The sequence below is a fragment of the Pseudomonas sp. WJP1 genome, from assembly GCF_028471945.1.
GTDB lineage: Bacteria > Pseudomonadota > Gammaproteobacteria > Pseudomonadales > Pseudomonadaceae > Aquipseudomonas.
Genome location: NZ_CP110128.1, coordinates 112501 through 129096 on the forward strand (window position 1 = coordinate 112501; position 16596 = coordinate 129096).

A 16596-nucleotide genomic window follows, 5' to 3' on the forward strand; every position below is an offset into this window, starting at 1 on the left:
TGTAGAGATATGGGGCCATAGCTCAGCTGGGAGAGCGCCTGCCTTGCACGCAGGAGGTCAACGGTTCGATCCCGTTTGGCTCCACCACTACTGCTTCTGATTGTATAAAGCTTAGAAATGAGCATTCCATCGGTTCGATGGTGAATGTTGATTTCTAGTCTTTGACTAGTTCGTTCTTTAAAAATTTGGGTATGTGATAGAAAGATAGACTGAACGTTACTTTCACTGGTAACGGATCAGGCTAAGGTAAAATTTGTGAGTTCTCTTAGTTGAGAAATTCGAATTTTCGGCGAATGTCGTCTTCATAGTATAACCAGATTGCTTGGGGTTATATGGTCAAGTGAAGAAGCGCATACGGTGGATGCCTTGGCAGTCAGAGGCGATGAAAGACGTGGTAGCCTGCGAAAAGCTTCGGGGAGTCGGCAAACAGACTTTGATCCGGAGATGTCTGAATGGGGGAACCCAGCCATCATAAGATGGTTATCTTGTACTGAATACATAGGTGCAAGAGGCGAACCAGGGGAACTGAAACATCTAAGTACCCTGAGGAAAAGAAATCAACCGAGATTCCCTTAGTAGTGGCGAGCGAACGGGGACTAGCCCTTAAGTGGCTTTGAGATTAGCGGAACGCTCTGGAAAGTGCGGCCATAGTGGGTGATAGCCCTGTACGCGAAAATCTCTTAGTCATGAAATCGAGTAGGACGGAGCACGAGAAACTTTGTCTGAATATGGGGGGACCATCCTCCAAGGCTAAATACTACTGACTGACCGATAGTGAACTAGTACCGTGAGGGAAAGGCGAAAAGAACCCCGGAGAGGGGAGTGAAATAGATCCTGAAACCGTATGCGTACAAGCAGTGGGAGCCTACTTTGTTAGGTGACTGCGTACCTTTTGTATAATGGGTCAGCGACTTATTTTCAGTGGCGAGCTTAACCGAATAGGGGAGGCGTAGCGAAAGCGAGTCTTAATAGGGCGTCTAGTCGCTGGGAATAGACCCGAAACCGGGCGATCTATCCATGGGCAGGTTGAAGGTTAGGTAACACTGACTGGAGGACCGAACCGACTACCGTTGAAAAGTTAGCGGATGACCTGTGGATCGGAGTGAAAGGCTAATCAAGCTCGGAGATAGCTGGTTCTCCTCGAAAGCTATTTAGGTAGCGCCTCATGTATCACTGTAGGGGGTAGAGCACTGTTTCGGCTAGGGGGTCATCCCGACTTACCAAACCGATGCAAACTCCGAATACCTACAAGTGCCGAGCATGGGAGACACACGGCGGGTGCTAACGTCCGTCGTGAAAAGGGAAACAACCCAGACCGTCAGCTAAGGTCCCAAAGTTATGGTTAAGTGGGAAACGATGTGGGAAGGCTTAGACAGCTAGGAGGTTGGCTTAGAAGCAGCCACCCTTTAAAGAAAGCGTAATAGCTCACTAGTCGAGTCGGCCTGCGCGGAAGATGTAACGGGGCTCAAACCATACACCGAAGCTACGGGTATCACTTAGGTGATGCGGTAGAGGAGCGTTCTGTAAGCCTGTGAAGGTGAGTTGAGAAGCTTGCTGGAGGTATCAGAAGTGCGAATGCTGACATGAGTAACGACAATGGGTGTGAAAAACACCCACGCCGAAAGACCAAGGTTTCCTGCGCAACGTTAATCGACGCAGGGTTAGTCGGTCCCTAAGGCGAGGCTGAAAAGCGTAGTCGATGGAAAACAGGTTAATATTCCTGTACTTCTGGTTATTGCGATGGAGGGACGGAGAAGGCTAGGCCAGCTTGGCGTTGGTTGTCCAAGTTTAAGGTGGTAGGCTGGAATCTTAGGTAAATCCGGGATTCCAAGGCCGAGAGCTGATGACGAGTTACCTTTTAGGTGACGAAGTGGTTGATGCCATGCTTCCAAGAAAAGCTTCTAAGCTTCAGGTAACCAGGAACCGTACCCCAAACCGACACAGGTGGTTGGGTAGAGAATACCAAGGCGCTTGAGAGAACTCGGGTGAAGGAACTAGGCAAAATGGCACCGTAACTTCGGGAGAAGGTGCGCCGGTGAGGGTGAAGGACTTGCTCCGTAAGCCCACGCCGGTCGAAGATACCAGGCCGCTGCGACTGTTTATTAAAAACACAGCACTCTGCAAACACGAAAGTGGACGTATAGGGTGTGACGCCTGCCCGGTGCCGGAAGGTTAATTGATGGGGTTAGCTAACGCGAAGCTCTTGATCGAAGCCCCGGTAAACGGCGGCCGTAACTATAACGGTCCTAAGGTAGCGAAATTCCTTGTCGGGTAAGTTCCGACCTGCACGAATGGCGTAACGATGGCGGCGCTGTCTCCACCCGAGACTCAGTGAAATTGAAATCGCTGTGAAGATGCAGTGTATCCGCGGCTAGACGGAAAGACCCCGTGAACCTTTACTATAGCTTTGCACTGGACTTTGAATTTGCTTGTGTAGGATAGGTGGGAGGCTTTGAAGCGTGGACGCCAGTTCGCGTGGAGCCATCCTTGAAATACCACCCTGGCAACTTTGAGGTTCTAACTCAGGTCCGTTATCCGGATCGAGGACAGTGTATGGTGGGTAGTTTGACTGGGGCGGTCTCCTCCTAAAGAGTAACGGAGGAGTACGAAGGTGCGCTCAGACCGGTCGGAAATCGGTCGTAGAGTATAAAGGCAAAAGCGCGCTTGACTGCGAGACAGACACGTCGAGCAGGTACGAAAGTAGGTCTTAGTGATCCGGTGGTTCTGTATGGAAGGGCCATCGCTCAACGGATAAAAGGTACTCCGGGGATAACAGGCTGATACCGCCCAAGAGTTCATATCGACGGCGGTGTTTGGCACCTCGATGTCGGCTCATCACATCCTGGGGCTGAAGCCGGTCCCAAGGGTATGGCTGTTCGCCATTTAAAGTGGTACGCGAGCTGGGTTTAGAACGTCGTGAGACAGTTCGGTCCCTATCTGCCGTGGACGTTTGAGATTTGAGAGGGGCTGCTCCTAGTACGAGAGGACCGGAGTGGACGAACCTCTGGTGTTCCGGTTGTCACGCCAGTGGCATTGCCGGGTAGCTATGTTCGGAATAGATAACCGCTGAAAGCATCTAAGCGGGAAACTAGCCTCAAGATGAGATCTCACTGGGACCTTGAGTCCCCTGAAGGGCCGTCGAAGACTACGACGTTGATAGGTTGGGTGTGTAAGCGCTGTGAGGCGTTGAGCTAACCAATACTAATTGCCCGTGAGGCTTGACCATATAACACCCAAGCAATTTGACTACTCGAAAGAGCATCAGATTGCGGTGTGTGAAGACGCAATGAACCGAAAGTTCGAAATCTCACAAAACACCGAGCTATCACATACCCAATTTGCTGAAGCGAGGCCCTCTGGCCACGACTCAGTACCCGAATTTCTTGACGACCATAGAGCGTTGGAACCACCTGATCCCATCCCGAACTCAGAAGTGAAACGATGCATCGCCGATGGTAGTGTGGGGTTTCCCCATGTGAGAGTAGGTCATCGTCAAGATTAAATTCCAAAACCCCTATCTGCGCATGCAGGTAGGGGTTTTGTCTTTAAAGTAGAAACATCAAGAATTCGCTGACACGTCGTTACGGACGGACCGGCACACAGAATTTCTTGACGACCATAGAGCGTTGGAACCACCTGATCCCATCCCGAACTCAGAAGTGAAACGATGCATCGCCGATGGTAGTGTGGGGTTTCCCCATGTGAGAGTAGGTCATCGTCAAGATTCAATTCCGAAACCCCTGTCTGCTACCGCAGACAGGGGTTTTGTCGTTTTGGGCTGCCAAAAGCGTAGATGTAAAAACCAGTCTGAGTCATGTCAGTTGAGCCGCGTTATCGTTCTTCGCGCTGCCTTTACTACGAGATTATTCTGTTCTTGGCTTCTGGACTGTCGAGGTAACGGGTGATGACCTCAACTCCACGATTTAGATGGTTTACCAGCAACTTTACCGACCCTTCAACATCTCGCGCCTCGGCGGCCCGCCACATGGCCCGGTGATCTTCCTGGGACAACTTGCCAAGGCCCATGGCTTCGAGGTTGAAGCGCAGGAAGCGCTCCTCTTCGTTCAGTCCGTCCTCGACCAGCTTAAGCAAACGGCGATTGGGTGCCTTGCAATAGAGCGACATATGGAAGAGGCGATTGAGCCGGCCGATTTCGGTGTAGTCGTGTTCTGTCTCCAGCTGGTCGATATAACGCGCGGCCTGTTCGAGATCCGCCGCCTCAAGCAATGGCACCGACAGGCGCAAGGCTTCGGACTCCAGTAAAATCCGCAGGGCGTAGGTTTCCACTGCGTCGCCCTGGACCAGCGGAGCGACCACAGCACCTTTATGGGCGACCACGTTGAGCAAAGCCTGGGCTTCGAGTTGGCGCAACGCTTCGCGCACAGGCATGCGGCTGACACCGAAGAGATCGGCCAGGTCTTGCTGGCGCAGTGCGATGCCACACGGCAGGCGACCGTCCAGGATAGCCGCGCGCAAGGTTTGTTCGATGACCGAGCGCGCCAAGTGCGCCGCGATGGGACCGTTGACCTTGATGCTGCTGAGCGGGTTGGGTTTTTGTGTCACTACGACGCACCCTGATTGACTGAGTATTTTTTTGGATCCAACTGACACTAGTGACTGCCTGAAATCTTGTCAAACGGTCAGCACAGTGCCCTATTTGAAGTTTAGCGCGCCATCGATGATCTCACGGTGCCATTGTTTTTTGCCGTACTTACGTACACCATCAACCGACTCCAACTGCCTACCCTGGATGCCTCGCATTGGCGGCACGTTTTTTCCTGATTCCACGGATGCTGCGCTGGCTGTCCTGCGCATTGCTGCTGGCCGGCGTGATGCTTGGCGGGCTGCATGCCGATTGGGATTTTTCCCTGATCAGTCGTCGGGCGCAGGCATTGTACGGACCTTTGGGCGCAGGCCAGCAGCGCATAGATGATTGGCAGCATTTGCTGGCCAGCCAGAAGCAGCTCGGCGAGCTGGAACAGTTGAACGTGGTCAACCGCTTCGTCAACAAGCAGATGCGTTACGTCGAAGACATCGACTTGTGGCAGCAGGTCGATTATTGGGAAACGCCAATCGAAGCCCTGTGGAAAGGTGCCGGTGATTGCGAAGATTACGCTATCGCCAAATATTTCAGCCTGCGCCACCTTGGCGTCTCCAGTGACAAATTGCGCATTACCTACGTCAAGGCCCTGCGTCTGAACCGGGCGCACATGGTGTTGACTTACTATTCGAGTCCAGAGGCGATGCCGTTGGTCCTCGACAGCCTGATCGACACCATCCAGCCCGCCAGCCAACGAACGGATTTGCTTCCGGTCTACTCCTTCAATGCAGAAGGTCTGTACTTGCCCGGCGCCAAGGGTAACAAGAAGGTCGGTGATACCAAACGGCTGTCCCGTTGGCAGGATGTGCTGAAAAAAATGCAGGCCGAAGGTTTTCCGGTCGAGACGACTAACTAGGAGCTCACGCTCAGATGTCTTTGTTCAAACAGCTGTTGATCGCTATCTGTCTGTTCCTGGTGGTCGCCTTTACCGGCAGCTTCATGGTCAGCCTGGAAAGTTCGCGCACCCAGTACGTCAACCAGTTGCGTTCCCACGCCCAGGATGGCGCGACGGCATTGGCGGTGTCCCTGACGCCGAACATCGATGATCCGGCGATGATCGAGTTGCTGGTCAGCTCGCTTTTCGACAGCGGCTATTACGCGAGTATCCGCGTGGTCGACTTGAACGACAACAAAGTCATCGTTGAGCGCAGCGGTATTCCTGCGGTCAACAATGTGCCGGACTGGTTCATCAAGCTGATCGGCCTGGAAGCGGCCGGTGGCGATGCGATCGTCAGCCGTGGTTGGGAGCAGGCCGCGCGGGTCGAGGTGGTCAGCCACCCGATGTTTGCCTTGGCCAAGCTTTGGCAGAGTGCATTGGGCAGTCTCGGTTGGCTGCTGCTCTGCGGTGCGGTGAGCGCCGCATTGGGTGCGTTGCTGTTGCGTCGGCAATTGAAGCCCCTGGATTACATGGTCAAGCAATCCCATGCGATTGCACGCCGGGAATTCCTTAGCCTGCCGGATTTGCCGCGTACGCCTGAATTGCGCCGTGTCGTCCAAGCGATGAACCAGATGGTCGAGAAGCTAAAGGCTCTGTTTCAGGAGCAGGCCGAGCGCAGTGAAAAACTGCGGGTCGAGTCTTATCAGGACAACCTGACAGGACTGGCGAACCGCCGTTATTTCGAGATGCAGTTGAACGCACGGGTGAGCAACACCGAACAGGCCAGCTCGGGTTATCTGCTGTTGCTGCGGGTTAATGATCTGGCGGGTTTGAATCAGCGCCTCGGTGGTCAACGAACCGATGAATTGCTGAAGGCGGTCGGGCTGCAATTGTCTCGCGAGTGCGCCAAGTACCCGGAAACGCAAAACCTGGTCACGCGAATTCGCGGCGGTGAGTTTGCCGTTTTGGCACCCGGGCTGGTTCGCGAAGAGGCGTTGCAACTGGCACGCAGCCTCGACAGTGCCTTGGCGAGCCTGCATGCCACCGGTGCCACGGACATTGCTTCAGTGGCCTCGATCGGACTGGCCCCCTTTGCCCATGGGGACTCACCGCAAGCAGTGCTCGGGTTGGCGGATCAGGCATTGGCCCAGGCGCAGAGCCAGGGTGAGCCGAGCTGGGCGTGCCTGGACCAGGGCGCGTCGACTCGTGTAGGTGATGACCATCATGCGTGGCACAACCTGCTCGACCAGGCCATGACTCAACGACGTTTCGAATTGTTCTTCCAGCCGGTGGTTGCTGCCCAGGACACCCAGCTGGTACTGCACTACAAGGTGCTTTCGCGTCTGATTGATGCCGATGGCCAGATCATTCCCGCCGGGCGCTTCCTGCCGTGGCTGGAGCGTTTTGGCTGGACTGCTCGGCTGGACCGCCTGATGCTCGAGTTGGTGTTCGAGCAGATGGCTGGCCATGAAGAGTCGCTGGCACTGAACCTGTCTTCGGCAACCCTGTCTGACCCGCAGGCGCTGAATAAGGTCTTTGAGCTATTGCGCTCGCATTCCAACCTGGGGCCGCGGCTGACGCTGGAGATCGGCGAGGAGCAATTGCCAGAACAAACGGTGCTCGAGGAGCTGACACGGCGCCTGCGGGAGCTGGGGTTCTCGTTGAGCCTGCAACGTTTCGGCGGCCGTTTCAGCATGATCGGCAACCTGGCACGGCTAGGGTTAGCGTATCTGAAGGTCGATGGTAGCTACTTCCGCGCGATTGATCGCGAGAGTGACAAGCGTTTGTTTATCGAGGCCATCCAGCGGGCGGCGCACAGCATTGACCTGCCGTTGATCGCCGAGCGAGTCGAGACAGAAGGGGAGTTGTCGGTGATTCGCGAGATGGGGCTTTATGGGGTTCAGGGGCAATTGTTCGGTGAGCCCAAGCCTTGGCGCTAACGCCTGTAGGAGCGAGCTTGCTCGCGATGGAGGGGAGCGATGACACGGGACACCTGACGCCCCGCGGCTGCCTCAGGTTTTTCGTCGGAACGCCGCCCGGAGCATGCTCGCTCCTACAAAGGGTGCGGCAGGTCTAGATCAATCCTGCCTCATCATCATCGATCAAATGACTTAATCCGCCCAACGCCTCACGGGCCTGGGTTCGGTCCGTCAGCTTGGCCTGTGCGGCCGGCGGCAAGTCGGTCACCCGGATCACGCCTTTGCTGGTCAGCACCTGGATCAAGTCGTCGAGTACCCGGATCATTTCCAGGTCGCTTTGCTTGAGCTGCTTGAGGCTGACCTCCATCGTTTCGTTGGCGTACCAGGCCTGGATTTCATGATGGTCGGCCGGCAGCGTTTCCGTGGCTTCGGCATAGGCGGCGGCTTCCACGCGAACCAATTGGCCTTGCGCATCGCGTTGCACGTAAAACATTTGGCATCCCTCAGAAATGGACCAGCATCATGCTGTCAGCAGCATAGGCCAACTGCAGGCGAGTATGCGGTGTGGTGATGAAATCGTCACCGGGGTGATTGTTGCAAACGTGACGGCCGCCCGCTTTGGGCGACCGTCCGTTAGCCATCAGCTGTTGTTGTGGTCGATCTTGATCGTCGGATCGCTACCGGCAATCAGATTGTGCAAGTTGGCGCTGGACCAATTGTTACCTTCGAGCTTGATCGTCACGTCCGGCTTGGCCGCTGCAGCGTTGGTACTGTTGAAGTTGCCAGCGGAATTGACCTGCAGGGACGATACGCCATCCACCGTGGTGATCTTCAGGTAGTTGTCGATGGTGCTGCCACTTTCACCCTGCAACAGATCACGCAGGTCGATGCGGTCGCCCTGGTTGGCATTGAAGTCCTTGATCACGTCGTTGCCGGTGTCGCCGGCCTTCCACACGAAGGTGTCGCCACCCAGGCCGCCAATCAGCGTGTCGTCACCTTTGCCACCCAGAAGGGTGTCATTGCCGTCGCCACCCAGAAGGGTGTCATTGCCGTCGCCACCATCAAGCAGGTCTTTACCGGTGCCGCCGAGCAAGAAGTCATTGCCGCTGCCGCCATAGAGTTTGTCATCGCCACCCAGACCGAAAATGATGTCGTTACCCGCACCTCCCAACAGAGTGTCGTCCCCGTCGTGAGCACCCGACACATCGAACAGGTCGGTGTGCTCGGTAATGTACTGGTGCACGTTGCTGGTCGTAACCTTGCTGACATCAACACCGGTTTCCCTGGCAACGAACGCCTGCATGGCCTGGTAGCCCTCGCCGGCAATACCGTTGAAACTCACCAGGTCACCGAAGATGATGTCATTGCCATCGCCCGCATTGACCGTGTCGGCACCCGGCAGGGTCGCCTCGGTGTGGCCGATGATGGCATTGGCCAGGTTGCTCGGATCGATGTTGGTTTGTGGCTTGCTGTCCGTGTCGAACGGAATCAGGTCCGCCGGCTTTATCGCGCCGTTCAGACCGATCGCTTCGACCTGCGACAACTTGCTGAGCAACAGGAAGCTGCTGCTGGCGTTATCGGCCGTATCGTCGTCGGTGTAGCTGCCTCTGCCGGCGGTGGACGAGATCTCATAGGTGCCGTCACCCTGCGCACGGATCGTGCCGATGGTGCCGTCCTTGCTCCAATTGCCCTGCGAGTCTTCGGACCACTTGTTGACCTTGCCGCTGCTGGTAATCAGCTGGCGGCTGATTCCACCCAGGGTGATATAGGCGGTATCGCCCAGCTTGTAGTTATTGACGTTCAGGTAGTCATCCAGCCTGCCATCAACTGCTTTGGAGTTTTTGTAGTCAACCACTATCGGGTTTGTCGATTCGCCGGATTGGTAGTAGGTGGGCACCCCGTCAGTGATGAAGTAGGTCAGGTTGGTGGCGCCGATATTGCCCTTGGCTTGAGTACTCTGGAAGAAGTTGGCCGTGGTTTTGAACACGTCCTCGTAGTTGGTACCACCGCCAGACGCCATCGATCTGACGATGGCCTGCAGTTGATCCAGCGCGCCGGAGTCATTCAGGTTGACCGTAACGGTGGTGTTCACGGTGTCATCGAAGGTCGCCAGGAAAATGTTGACCGTACCCGAAGTGTTCGCACCCAGGCTTTGCTTGAGGGTGCTGAACATCAGGTTCAGCGAGTTCTTCGCCGCCTGGATCGAGGTGTCCATGCTGCCGGAAGTGTCGACCATGAACGCGATGTTGTAATTCTTGCCCTGAACCACGTTCAGGCCAGCGATGTCGGCAACGATGATGTCGTTGCTGTCGGTACCGGCGATATTGTCGTCCTTGGTCGTGCCCATGACCGGGTTGTAGGTCGCTGGGTAGATGGTCACCGGAAGCACGGCCGACGATGGCGCAGAGCCGCCCAGCATTTCGGTGGAGGTCGAAGTCACCGTCAGGTTGAACGAGGTGCTGTGGTACGGCGGCGGGGTGATGGTCAGCGAACCGAGGTTCCAGCCGGTGACATTCGCCTCGCCATTGCTCGCGGTGGCCGTGAAGGTATGTCCCGCGCCATCGCTGAGCACGGAGCCCGTCGGAATCCCGCTGATCTTCACGCTCAGGCTTTCGGAGCCATCGCGGTCGGTCAGTTCGGTGCTGATGGCCGACAGTTTGATGCTGCCGCCCTCTGGCCCGGTGTTGAGCTTGTAGCCGTCGTAGTAGCCTTCGCCATCGCTGCCATGCAGGTCGGAGACCGTCACGCCGGCATTGATCAGGTCGTTGACGCCAGTGTAGATCGGCACGCCGGCATTGTTCAGGTCGAGCACCGGACCGTTGTCCACCTTGAGGTTGACGTCGTAGCTACCCGGGCCGCTCTGGTTGTGGTGGTAGATGTCCAGGGTGTAGTAGCCGCTGGTGGTCGGCGTGAACGAGCCACTGATCGTCCCGCCGGTACCCCACAGGGCGCTGGCCACGTTTTTGCCGCCAATCGTCACCAGCAGGCTGTCGTCCGCGGTGCCGCTGAAGGTGTAGACCTTGCCGGCTTCAAGGTAGATCAGGCCGGAGGTTTTCGAGGCGATACCCGCCGTCACACTGCTTTCCTGCACATCGGTCACGGTGCCTTTGCTGTTGGCAGTGCCAGCCGCATCGATCACCGACTTCAGGGTGTTGGTCGGCGCACCGCTGCCCGCTCCGTTGTAGCCGGTGTTGAGGGCGGTCAGGCCAGTCCAGATCTCCTTGATCAGGCCTGTCGAGTTCACGTTGTTGCCCGCGATACTCAGGGTGGGTGCGTCGGCTTGCGGGGTGATGTCGACTTTCAGAGTCGCTTCGTTGCCCAGGTTGAAGCCGTCGGTAGGCTTGAACTTGATCTGTGAGTAGTCCGCTGCCTTGTTGCCGACCCCGGTGCCGCCATAACCATCGGCACCCGACTCGTTGCGTGCCGGCACGAAGGTCAGTTTGCCCAAGGCGATATCCGCCTGGCTAATGGTCTGCCCGACCACCACTTTCACGCCGTTGAACAACAAATCGCCACCGCCCGTTACCTGGGTGATGGTGATGCCCAGCGGGCTGTCGTTATCGACATCGGTGACCTTGAAGTTGTCCCAGGTCAGGGTCAGGGTCGTGTCTTCGAGACCGGTAACTGCGCCGCCAGTGGTCACCGGTGCATGGTCGTTGTCGACGATGGTGGTGGTGACATAGGTTTTGGTTGGGTCGATCACCAAGTTCTCGAAGTTGCCGCCGGTGGCTTTGTCGATGGTGATGATGAAGTTCTCGGAGCCTTCGACCAGCTTGTCATTGATGGTGCTGATGTTGAAACCGACGCTGCTGCTGTTGGCCGGAATCTTGACTGTCACGACACCATTGAAGTCCGAGCCGTCGACCGCAGTACCACTGTACTTCAAGGTCACCGTCACTTCGGCCTGAGAGGTATTGCTCAGGTTCAACGTGTAGTGCGCGGACTGGCCTTCGATGACCGATGTGGCGCCACTGATACCCACAGTGGTTACGTCGCCTTGGCCCGTAGGCTCGTCGGTGACGGTGGTGGTCAGGGTGGTGTCCTTGAGCGTCAGTTTTTCAAAGTTGTCAGCACCGGTGACCGACACCAACTTGTTGATGATCGGGGCCTGGCCGCCAATGAAGAAGTCGTCCTTGGCGGTGACGATTGCAGAGCCCGTGGTGCCGTTGGCCGGGATCTTGATCTCGGTGCCGTCGGTGAGCTTGAAGGTCAACTCGCCGTGGCTGGCCATCGGCAGGCCGGCGGCGTTGGTCAGGGTCACGGTGTAGGTGATCGAGCCACCTTCGGCGACGGTGGTTTTATCCACGGTCAGGGTGGCCTTCACTTCGGTGAGGGTGTCGTCGATTTTCACCACGGCTTCGTCGCCGAGCGCGAGGTTTTCGAACGACTTTCCGTCCACAGCCGCGTCAGTCACGCTGAGCTTGATGGTGTCGCCGTCTTTGTAGACATCGTCACCTTGAGCTTTCAGTTCGTACGGCACGCTGGTGCTGCCGGCCTTGATCACTACGGTATCGCCGTTGCTCAGGGTGACGGTCAGGTCCTGCTTGAGGACTTGATCGACCTTGACGGTGAACTTCGGTGCAGCGTTTTCCAGCACGTCGCCGTTGCTTTCGATGCTGACGGTGATCTTGTCGCCTTGGTTGGCCGGGTCTTTTGGATCGCCCGAGCCTGGCTCGTCGGTGACCGTGGTGGTGTATTGATCCTGGCCGAGGGTCAGCTTCTCGAAGTTGTTGGCCGAGACCGAATCGAGTTTGTTAACGATGGCATCCTGGCCGCCGGTGAAGATGTCGTCCTTGGCGGTGACGATTGCAGAGCCCGTGGTGCCGTTGGCCGGGATCTTGATCTCGGTGCCGTCGGTGAGCTTGAAGGTCAGCTCGCCGTGGCTGGCCATCGGCAGGCCGGCGGCGTTGGTCAGGGTCACGGTGTAGGTGATCGAGCCACCTTCGGCGACGGTGGTTTTATCCACGGTCAGGGTGGCCTTCACTTCGGTGAGGGTGTCGTCGACTTTCACCACGGCTTCGTCGCCGAGCGCGAGGTTTTCGAACGACTTTCCGTCCACAGCCGCGTCAGTCACGCTGAGCTTGATGGTGTCGCCGTCTTTGTAAACGTCGTCGCCCTGGGCTTTCAGTTCGTAGGGCACGCTGGTGCTGCCGGCCTTGATCACTACGGTATCGCCGTTGCTCAGGGTGACGGTCAGGTCCTGCTTGAGGACTTGATCGACCTTGACGGTGAACTTCGGTGCAGCGTTTTCCAGCACGTCGCCGTTGCTTTCGATGCTGACGGTGATCTTGTCGCCTTGGCCCGATGGTTCGTCGGTGACCGTGGTGGTGAACTGATCCTGGCCGAGGGTCAGCTTCTCGAAGTTGTTGGCCGAGACCGAATCGAGTTTGTTAACGATGGCATCCTGGCCACCGGTGAAGATGTCGTCCTTGGCGGTGACGATTGCAGAGCCCGTGGTGCCGTTGGCCGGGATCTTGATCTCGGTGCCGTCGGTGAGTTTGAAGGTCAGCTCACCGTGGCTGGCCATTGGCAGGCCGGCGGCGTTGGTCAGGGTCACGGTGTAAGTGATGGAACCGCCTTCGGCGACAGTGGTTTTATCCACGCTCAGGGTGGCCTTCACTTCAGTGAGGGTGTCGTCGACTTTCACCACGGCTTCGTCGCCGAGCGCCAGGTTTTCGAACGCCTTACCGTCCACAGCCGCGTCAGTCACGCTGAGCTTGATGGTGTCGCCGTCTTTGTAGACATCGTCACCTTGAGCTTTCAGTTCGTACGGCACGCTGGTGCTGCCGGCCTTGATCACTACGGTATCGCCGTTGCTCAGGGTGACGGTCAGGTCCTGCTTGAGGACTTGATCGACCTTGACGGTGAACTTCGGTGCAGCGTTTTCCAGCACGTCGCCGTTGCTTTCGATGCTGACGGTGATCTTGTCGCCTTGGTTGGCCGGGTCTTTTGGATCGCCCGAGCCTGGCTCGTCGGTGACCGTGGTGGTGTATTGATCCTGGCCGAGGGTCAGCTTCTCGAAGTTGTTGGCCGAGACCGAATCGAGTTTGTTAACGATGGCATCCTGGCCGCCGGTGAAGATGTCGTCCTTGGCGGTGACGATTGCAGAGCCCGTGGTGCCGTTGGCCGGGATCTTGATCTCGGTGCCGTCGGTGAGCTTGAAGGTCAGCTCGCCGTGGCTGGCCATCGGCAGGCCGGCGGCGTTGGTCAGGGTCACGGTGTAGGTGATCTGGCCGCCTTCGGCGACAGTAGTTTTATCCACGCTCAGGGTGGCTTTTACTTCAGTCAGGGTGTCGTCGATGGTGACTTGGGCTTTGCCGCCCAGCACCAGGTTTTCGAACGATTTGCCGTCAACGGTGGCATTGCTGACACCCACTTCAACGATCTGGCCGTCTTTGTAGACGTCGTCGCCCTGGGCTTTCAGTTCGTAGGGCACGCTGGTGCTGCCGGCCTTGATCACCACGGTATCGCCGTTGCTCAGGGTGACGGTCAGGTCCTGCTTGAGGACCTGATCGACCTTGATGGTGAACTTCGGTGCAGCGTTTTCCAGCACGTCGCCAGCGCTTTCGATGCTGACGGTGATCTTGTCGCCTTGGTTGGCTGGGTCTTTTGGATCGCCCGAGCCTGGCTCGTCGGTGACCGTGGTGGTGAACTGGTCCTGGCCGAGAGTCAGCTTCTCGAAGTTGTTGGCCGAGACCGACACCAGCTTGTTGACGATCGCATCCTGGCCGCCGGTGAAGATGTCGTCCTTGGCAACCACCACAGCAGAGCCTCTGGTGCCATTGGCCGGGATCATGATCTCGGTGCCGTCGGTGAGTTTGAAGGTCAGCTCGCCGTGGCTGGCCATCGGCAGGCCGGCGGCGTTGGTCAGGGTCACGGTGTAAGTGATGGAACCGCCTTCGGCGACGGTGGTTTTATCCACGGTCAGGGTGGCCTTCACTTCGGTGAGGGTGTCGTCGATGGTGACTTGGGCTTTGCCGCCCAGCACCAGGTTTTCGAACGATTTGCCGTCAACGGTGGCATTGCTGAGACCGACTTCCACGACTTGACCGTCCTTGTAGACGTCGTCGCCCTGGGCTTTCAGCTCGTAGGGCACGCTGGTGCTGCCGGCCTTGATCACCACGGTATCGCCGTTGCTCAGGGTGACGGTCAGGTCCAGCTTGAGGACCTGATCGACTTTCACCGTAAACTTCGGTGCAGCGTTTTCCAAGACGTCGCCGTTGCTTTCGATGCTGACGGTGATCTTGTCGCCTTGGTTGGCTGGGTCTTTTGGATCGCCCGAGCCTGGCTCGTCGGTGACGGTGGTGGTGAACTGGTCCTGGCCGAGGGTCAGCTTCTCGAAGTTGTTGGCCGAGACCGAATCGAGTTTGTTGACGATGGCATCCTGGCCACCGGTGAAGATGTCGTCCTTGGCGGTGACGATTGCAGAGCCCGTGGTGCCGTTGGCCGGGATCTTGATCTCGGTACCGTCGCTGAGCTTGAAGGTCAGCTCGCCGTGGCTGGCCATCGGCATACCGGCGGCGTTGGTCAGGGTCACGGTGTAGGTGATCGAGCCACCTTCGGCGACGGTGGTTTTATCCACGCTCAGGGTGGCCTTCACTTCAGTCAGGGTGTCGTCGACTTTCACCACGGCTTCGTCGCCGAGCGCGAGGTTTTCGAACGACTTACCGTCCACAGCCGCGTCAGTCACGCTGAGCTTGATGGTGTCGCCGTCTTTGTAGACATCGTCACCTTGAGCTTTCAGTTCGTACGGCACGCTGGTGCTGCCGGCCTTGATCACTACGGTATCGCCGTTGCTCAGGGTGACGGTCAGGTCCTGCTTGAGGACTTGATCGACCTTGACGGTGAACTTCGGTGCAGCGTTTTCCAGCACGTCGCCGTTGCTTTCGATGCTGACGGTGATCTTGTCGCCTTGGTTGGCCGGGTCTTTTGGATCGCCCGAGCCTGGCTCGTCGGTGACCGTGGTGGTGTATTGATCCTGGCCGAGGGTCAGCTTCTCGAAGTTGTTGGCCGAGACCGAATCGAGTTTGTTAACGATGGCATCCTGGCCACCGGTGAAGATGTCGTCCTTGGCGGTGACGATTGCAGAGCCCGTGGTGCCGTTGGCCGGGATCTTGATCTCGGTGCCGTCGGTGAGCTTGAAGGTCAACTCGCCGTGGCTGGCCATCGGCAGGCCGGCGGCGTTGGTCAGGGTCACGGTGTAGGTGATCGAGCCACCTTCGGCGACGGTGGTTTTATCCACGGTCAGGGTGGCCTTCACTTCGGTGAGGGTGTCGTCGATTTTCACCACGGCTTCGTCGCCGAGCGCGAGGTTTTCGAACGACTTTCCGTCCACAGCCGCGTCAGTCACGCTGAGCTTGATGGTGTCGCCGTCTTTGTAGACATCGTCACCTTGAGCTTTCAGTTCGTACGGCACGCTGGTGCTGCCGGCCTTGATCACTACGGTATCGCCGTTGCTCAGGGTGACGGTCAGGTCCTGCTTGAGGACCTGATCGACCTTGACGGTGAACTTCGGTGCAGCGTTTTCCAGCACGTCGCCGTTGCTTTCGATGCTGACGGTGATCTTGTCGCCTTGGCCCGATGGCTCGTCGGTGACGGTGGTGGTGAACTGGTCCTGGCCGAGGGTCAGCTTCTCAAAGTTGTTGGCCGAGACCGAATCGAGTTTGTTAACGATGGCATCCTGGCCACCGGTGAAGATGTCGTCCTTGGCGGTGACGATTGCAGAGCCCGTGGTGCCGTTGGCCGGGATCTTGATCTCGGTACCGTCGGTGAGCTTGAAGGTCAGCTCGCCGTGGCTGGCCATCGGCATACCGGCGGCGTTGGTCAGGGTCACGGTGTAGGTGATCTGGCCGCCTTCGGCGACGGTGGTTTTATCCACGCTCAGGGTGGCTTTTACTTCAGTCAGGGTGTCGTCGATGGTGACTTGGGCTTTGCCGCCCAGCACCAGGTTTTCGAACGATTTGCCGTCAACGGTGGCATTGCTGACACCCACTTCAACGATCTGGCCGTCTTTGTAGACGTCGTCGCCCTGGGCTTTCAGTTCGTACGGCACGCTGGTGCTGCCAGCCTTGATCACCACGGTATCGCCGTTGCTCAAGGTCACGGTCAGGTCTTGTTTGAGTACCTGATCGACTTTCACCGTGAACTTCGGTGCAGCGTTTTCCAAGACGTCGCCGTTGCTTTCGATGCTGACGGTGATC

General features: G+C 57.4%; 5 protein-coding genes, 1 tRNA gene and 3 rRNA genes. 6 read left to right on the forward strand and 3 right to left on the reverse strand.

What is annotated here, in order from left to right:
- The first annotated feature begins 11 nt into the window (after positions 1–11).
- From OH720_RS00560 to rrf (OH720_RS00575), 4 genes are all read left to right on the forward strand, one after another.
- A tRNA-Ala gene (locus OH720_RS00560) sits at positions 12–87 on the forward strand.
- A 247-nt stretch (positions 88–334) separates the two neighbouring features.
- Positions 335–3226: ribosomal RNA gene (locus tag OH720_RS00565) — 23S ribosomal RNA — on the forward strand.
- A 156-nt stretch (positions 3227–3382) separates the two neighbouring features.
- Positions 3383–3498 (forward strand): 5S ribosomal RNA (rrf, locus tag OH720_RS00570).
- Positions 3499–3608: 110 nt separating this feature from the next.
- Positions 3609–3724, forward strand: a 5S ribosomal RNA gene (rrf, locus tag OH720_RS00575).
- 131 nt (positions 3725–3855) lie between these two features.
- Here the strand turns inward: rrf (OH720_RS00575) and OH720_RS00580 are convergent.
- On the reverse strand, positions 3856–4563 hold the full coding sequence (locus tag OH720_RS00580; protein WP_008064075.1) for a GntR family transcriptional regulator: 708 nt from the start codon (positions 4561–4563) through the stop codon (positions 3856–3858).
- A 197-nt stretch (positions 4564–4760) separates the two neighbouring features.
- Between OH720_RS00580 and lapG the strand changes: the two genes are divergently transcribed.
- Together lapG and lapD are read left to right on the forward strand one after the other, a co-directional pair.
- On the forward strand, positions 4761–5456 hold the full coding sequence (gene lapG, locus OH720_RS00585) for a cysteine protease LapG (RefSeq protein WP_272604160.1): 696 nt from the start codon (positions 4761–4763) through the stop codon (positions 5454–5456).
- Positions 5457–5470: 14 nt separating this feature from the next.
- A complete protein-coding gene (gene lapD / locus OH720_RS00590; RefSeq protein WP_272604161.1) occupies positions 5471–7417 on the forward strand; it encodes a cyclic di-GMP receptor LapD in 1947 nt (648 codons plus the stop codon).
- Between the two features lie 133 nt (positions 7418–7550).
- On the opposite strand, the gene OH720_RS00595 is transcribed toward lapD, so the two are convergent.
- Complete coding sequence (locus OH720_RS00595) at positions 7551–7889, reverse strand: tryptophan synthase subunit beta (protein WP_272604162.1); 339 nt, start codon at positions 7887–7889, stop codon at positions 7551–7553.
- 147 nt (positions 7890–8036) lie between these two features.
- On the reverse strand, positions 8037–16562 hold the full coding sequence (locus OH720_RS00600; RefSeq protein ID WP_442967300.1) for an immunoglobulin-like domain-containing protein: 8526 nt from the start codon (positions 16560–16562) through the stop codon (positions 8037–8039).
- Positions 16563–16596: the final 34 nt, after the last annotated feature.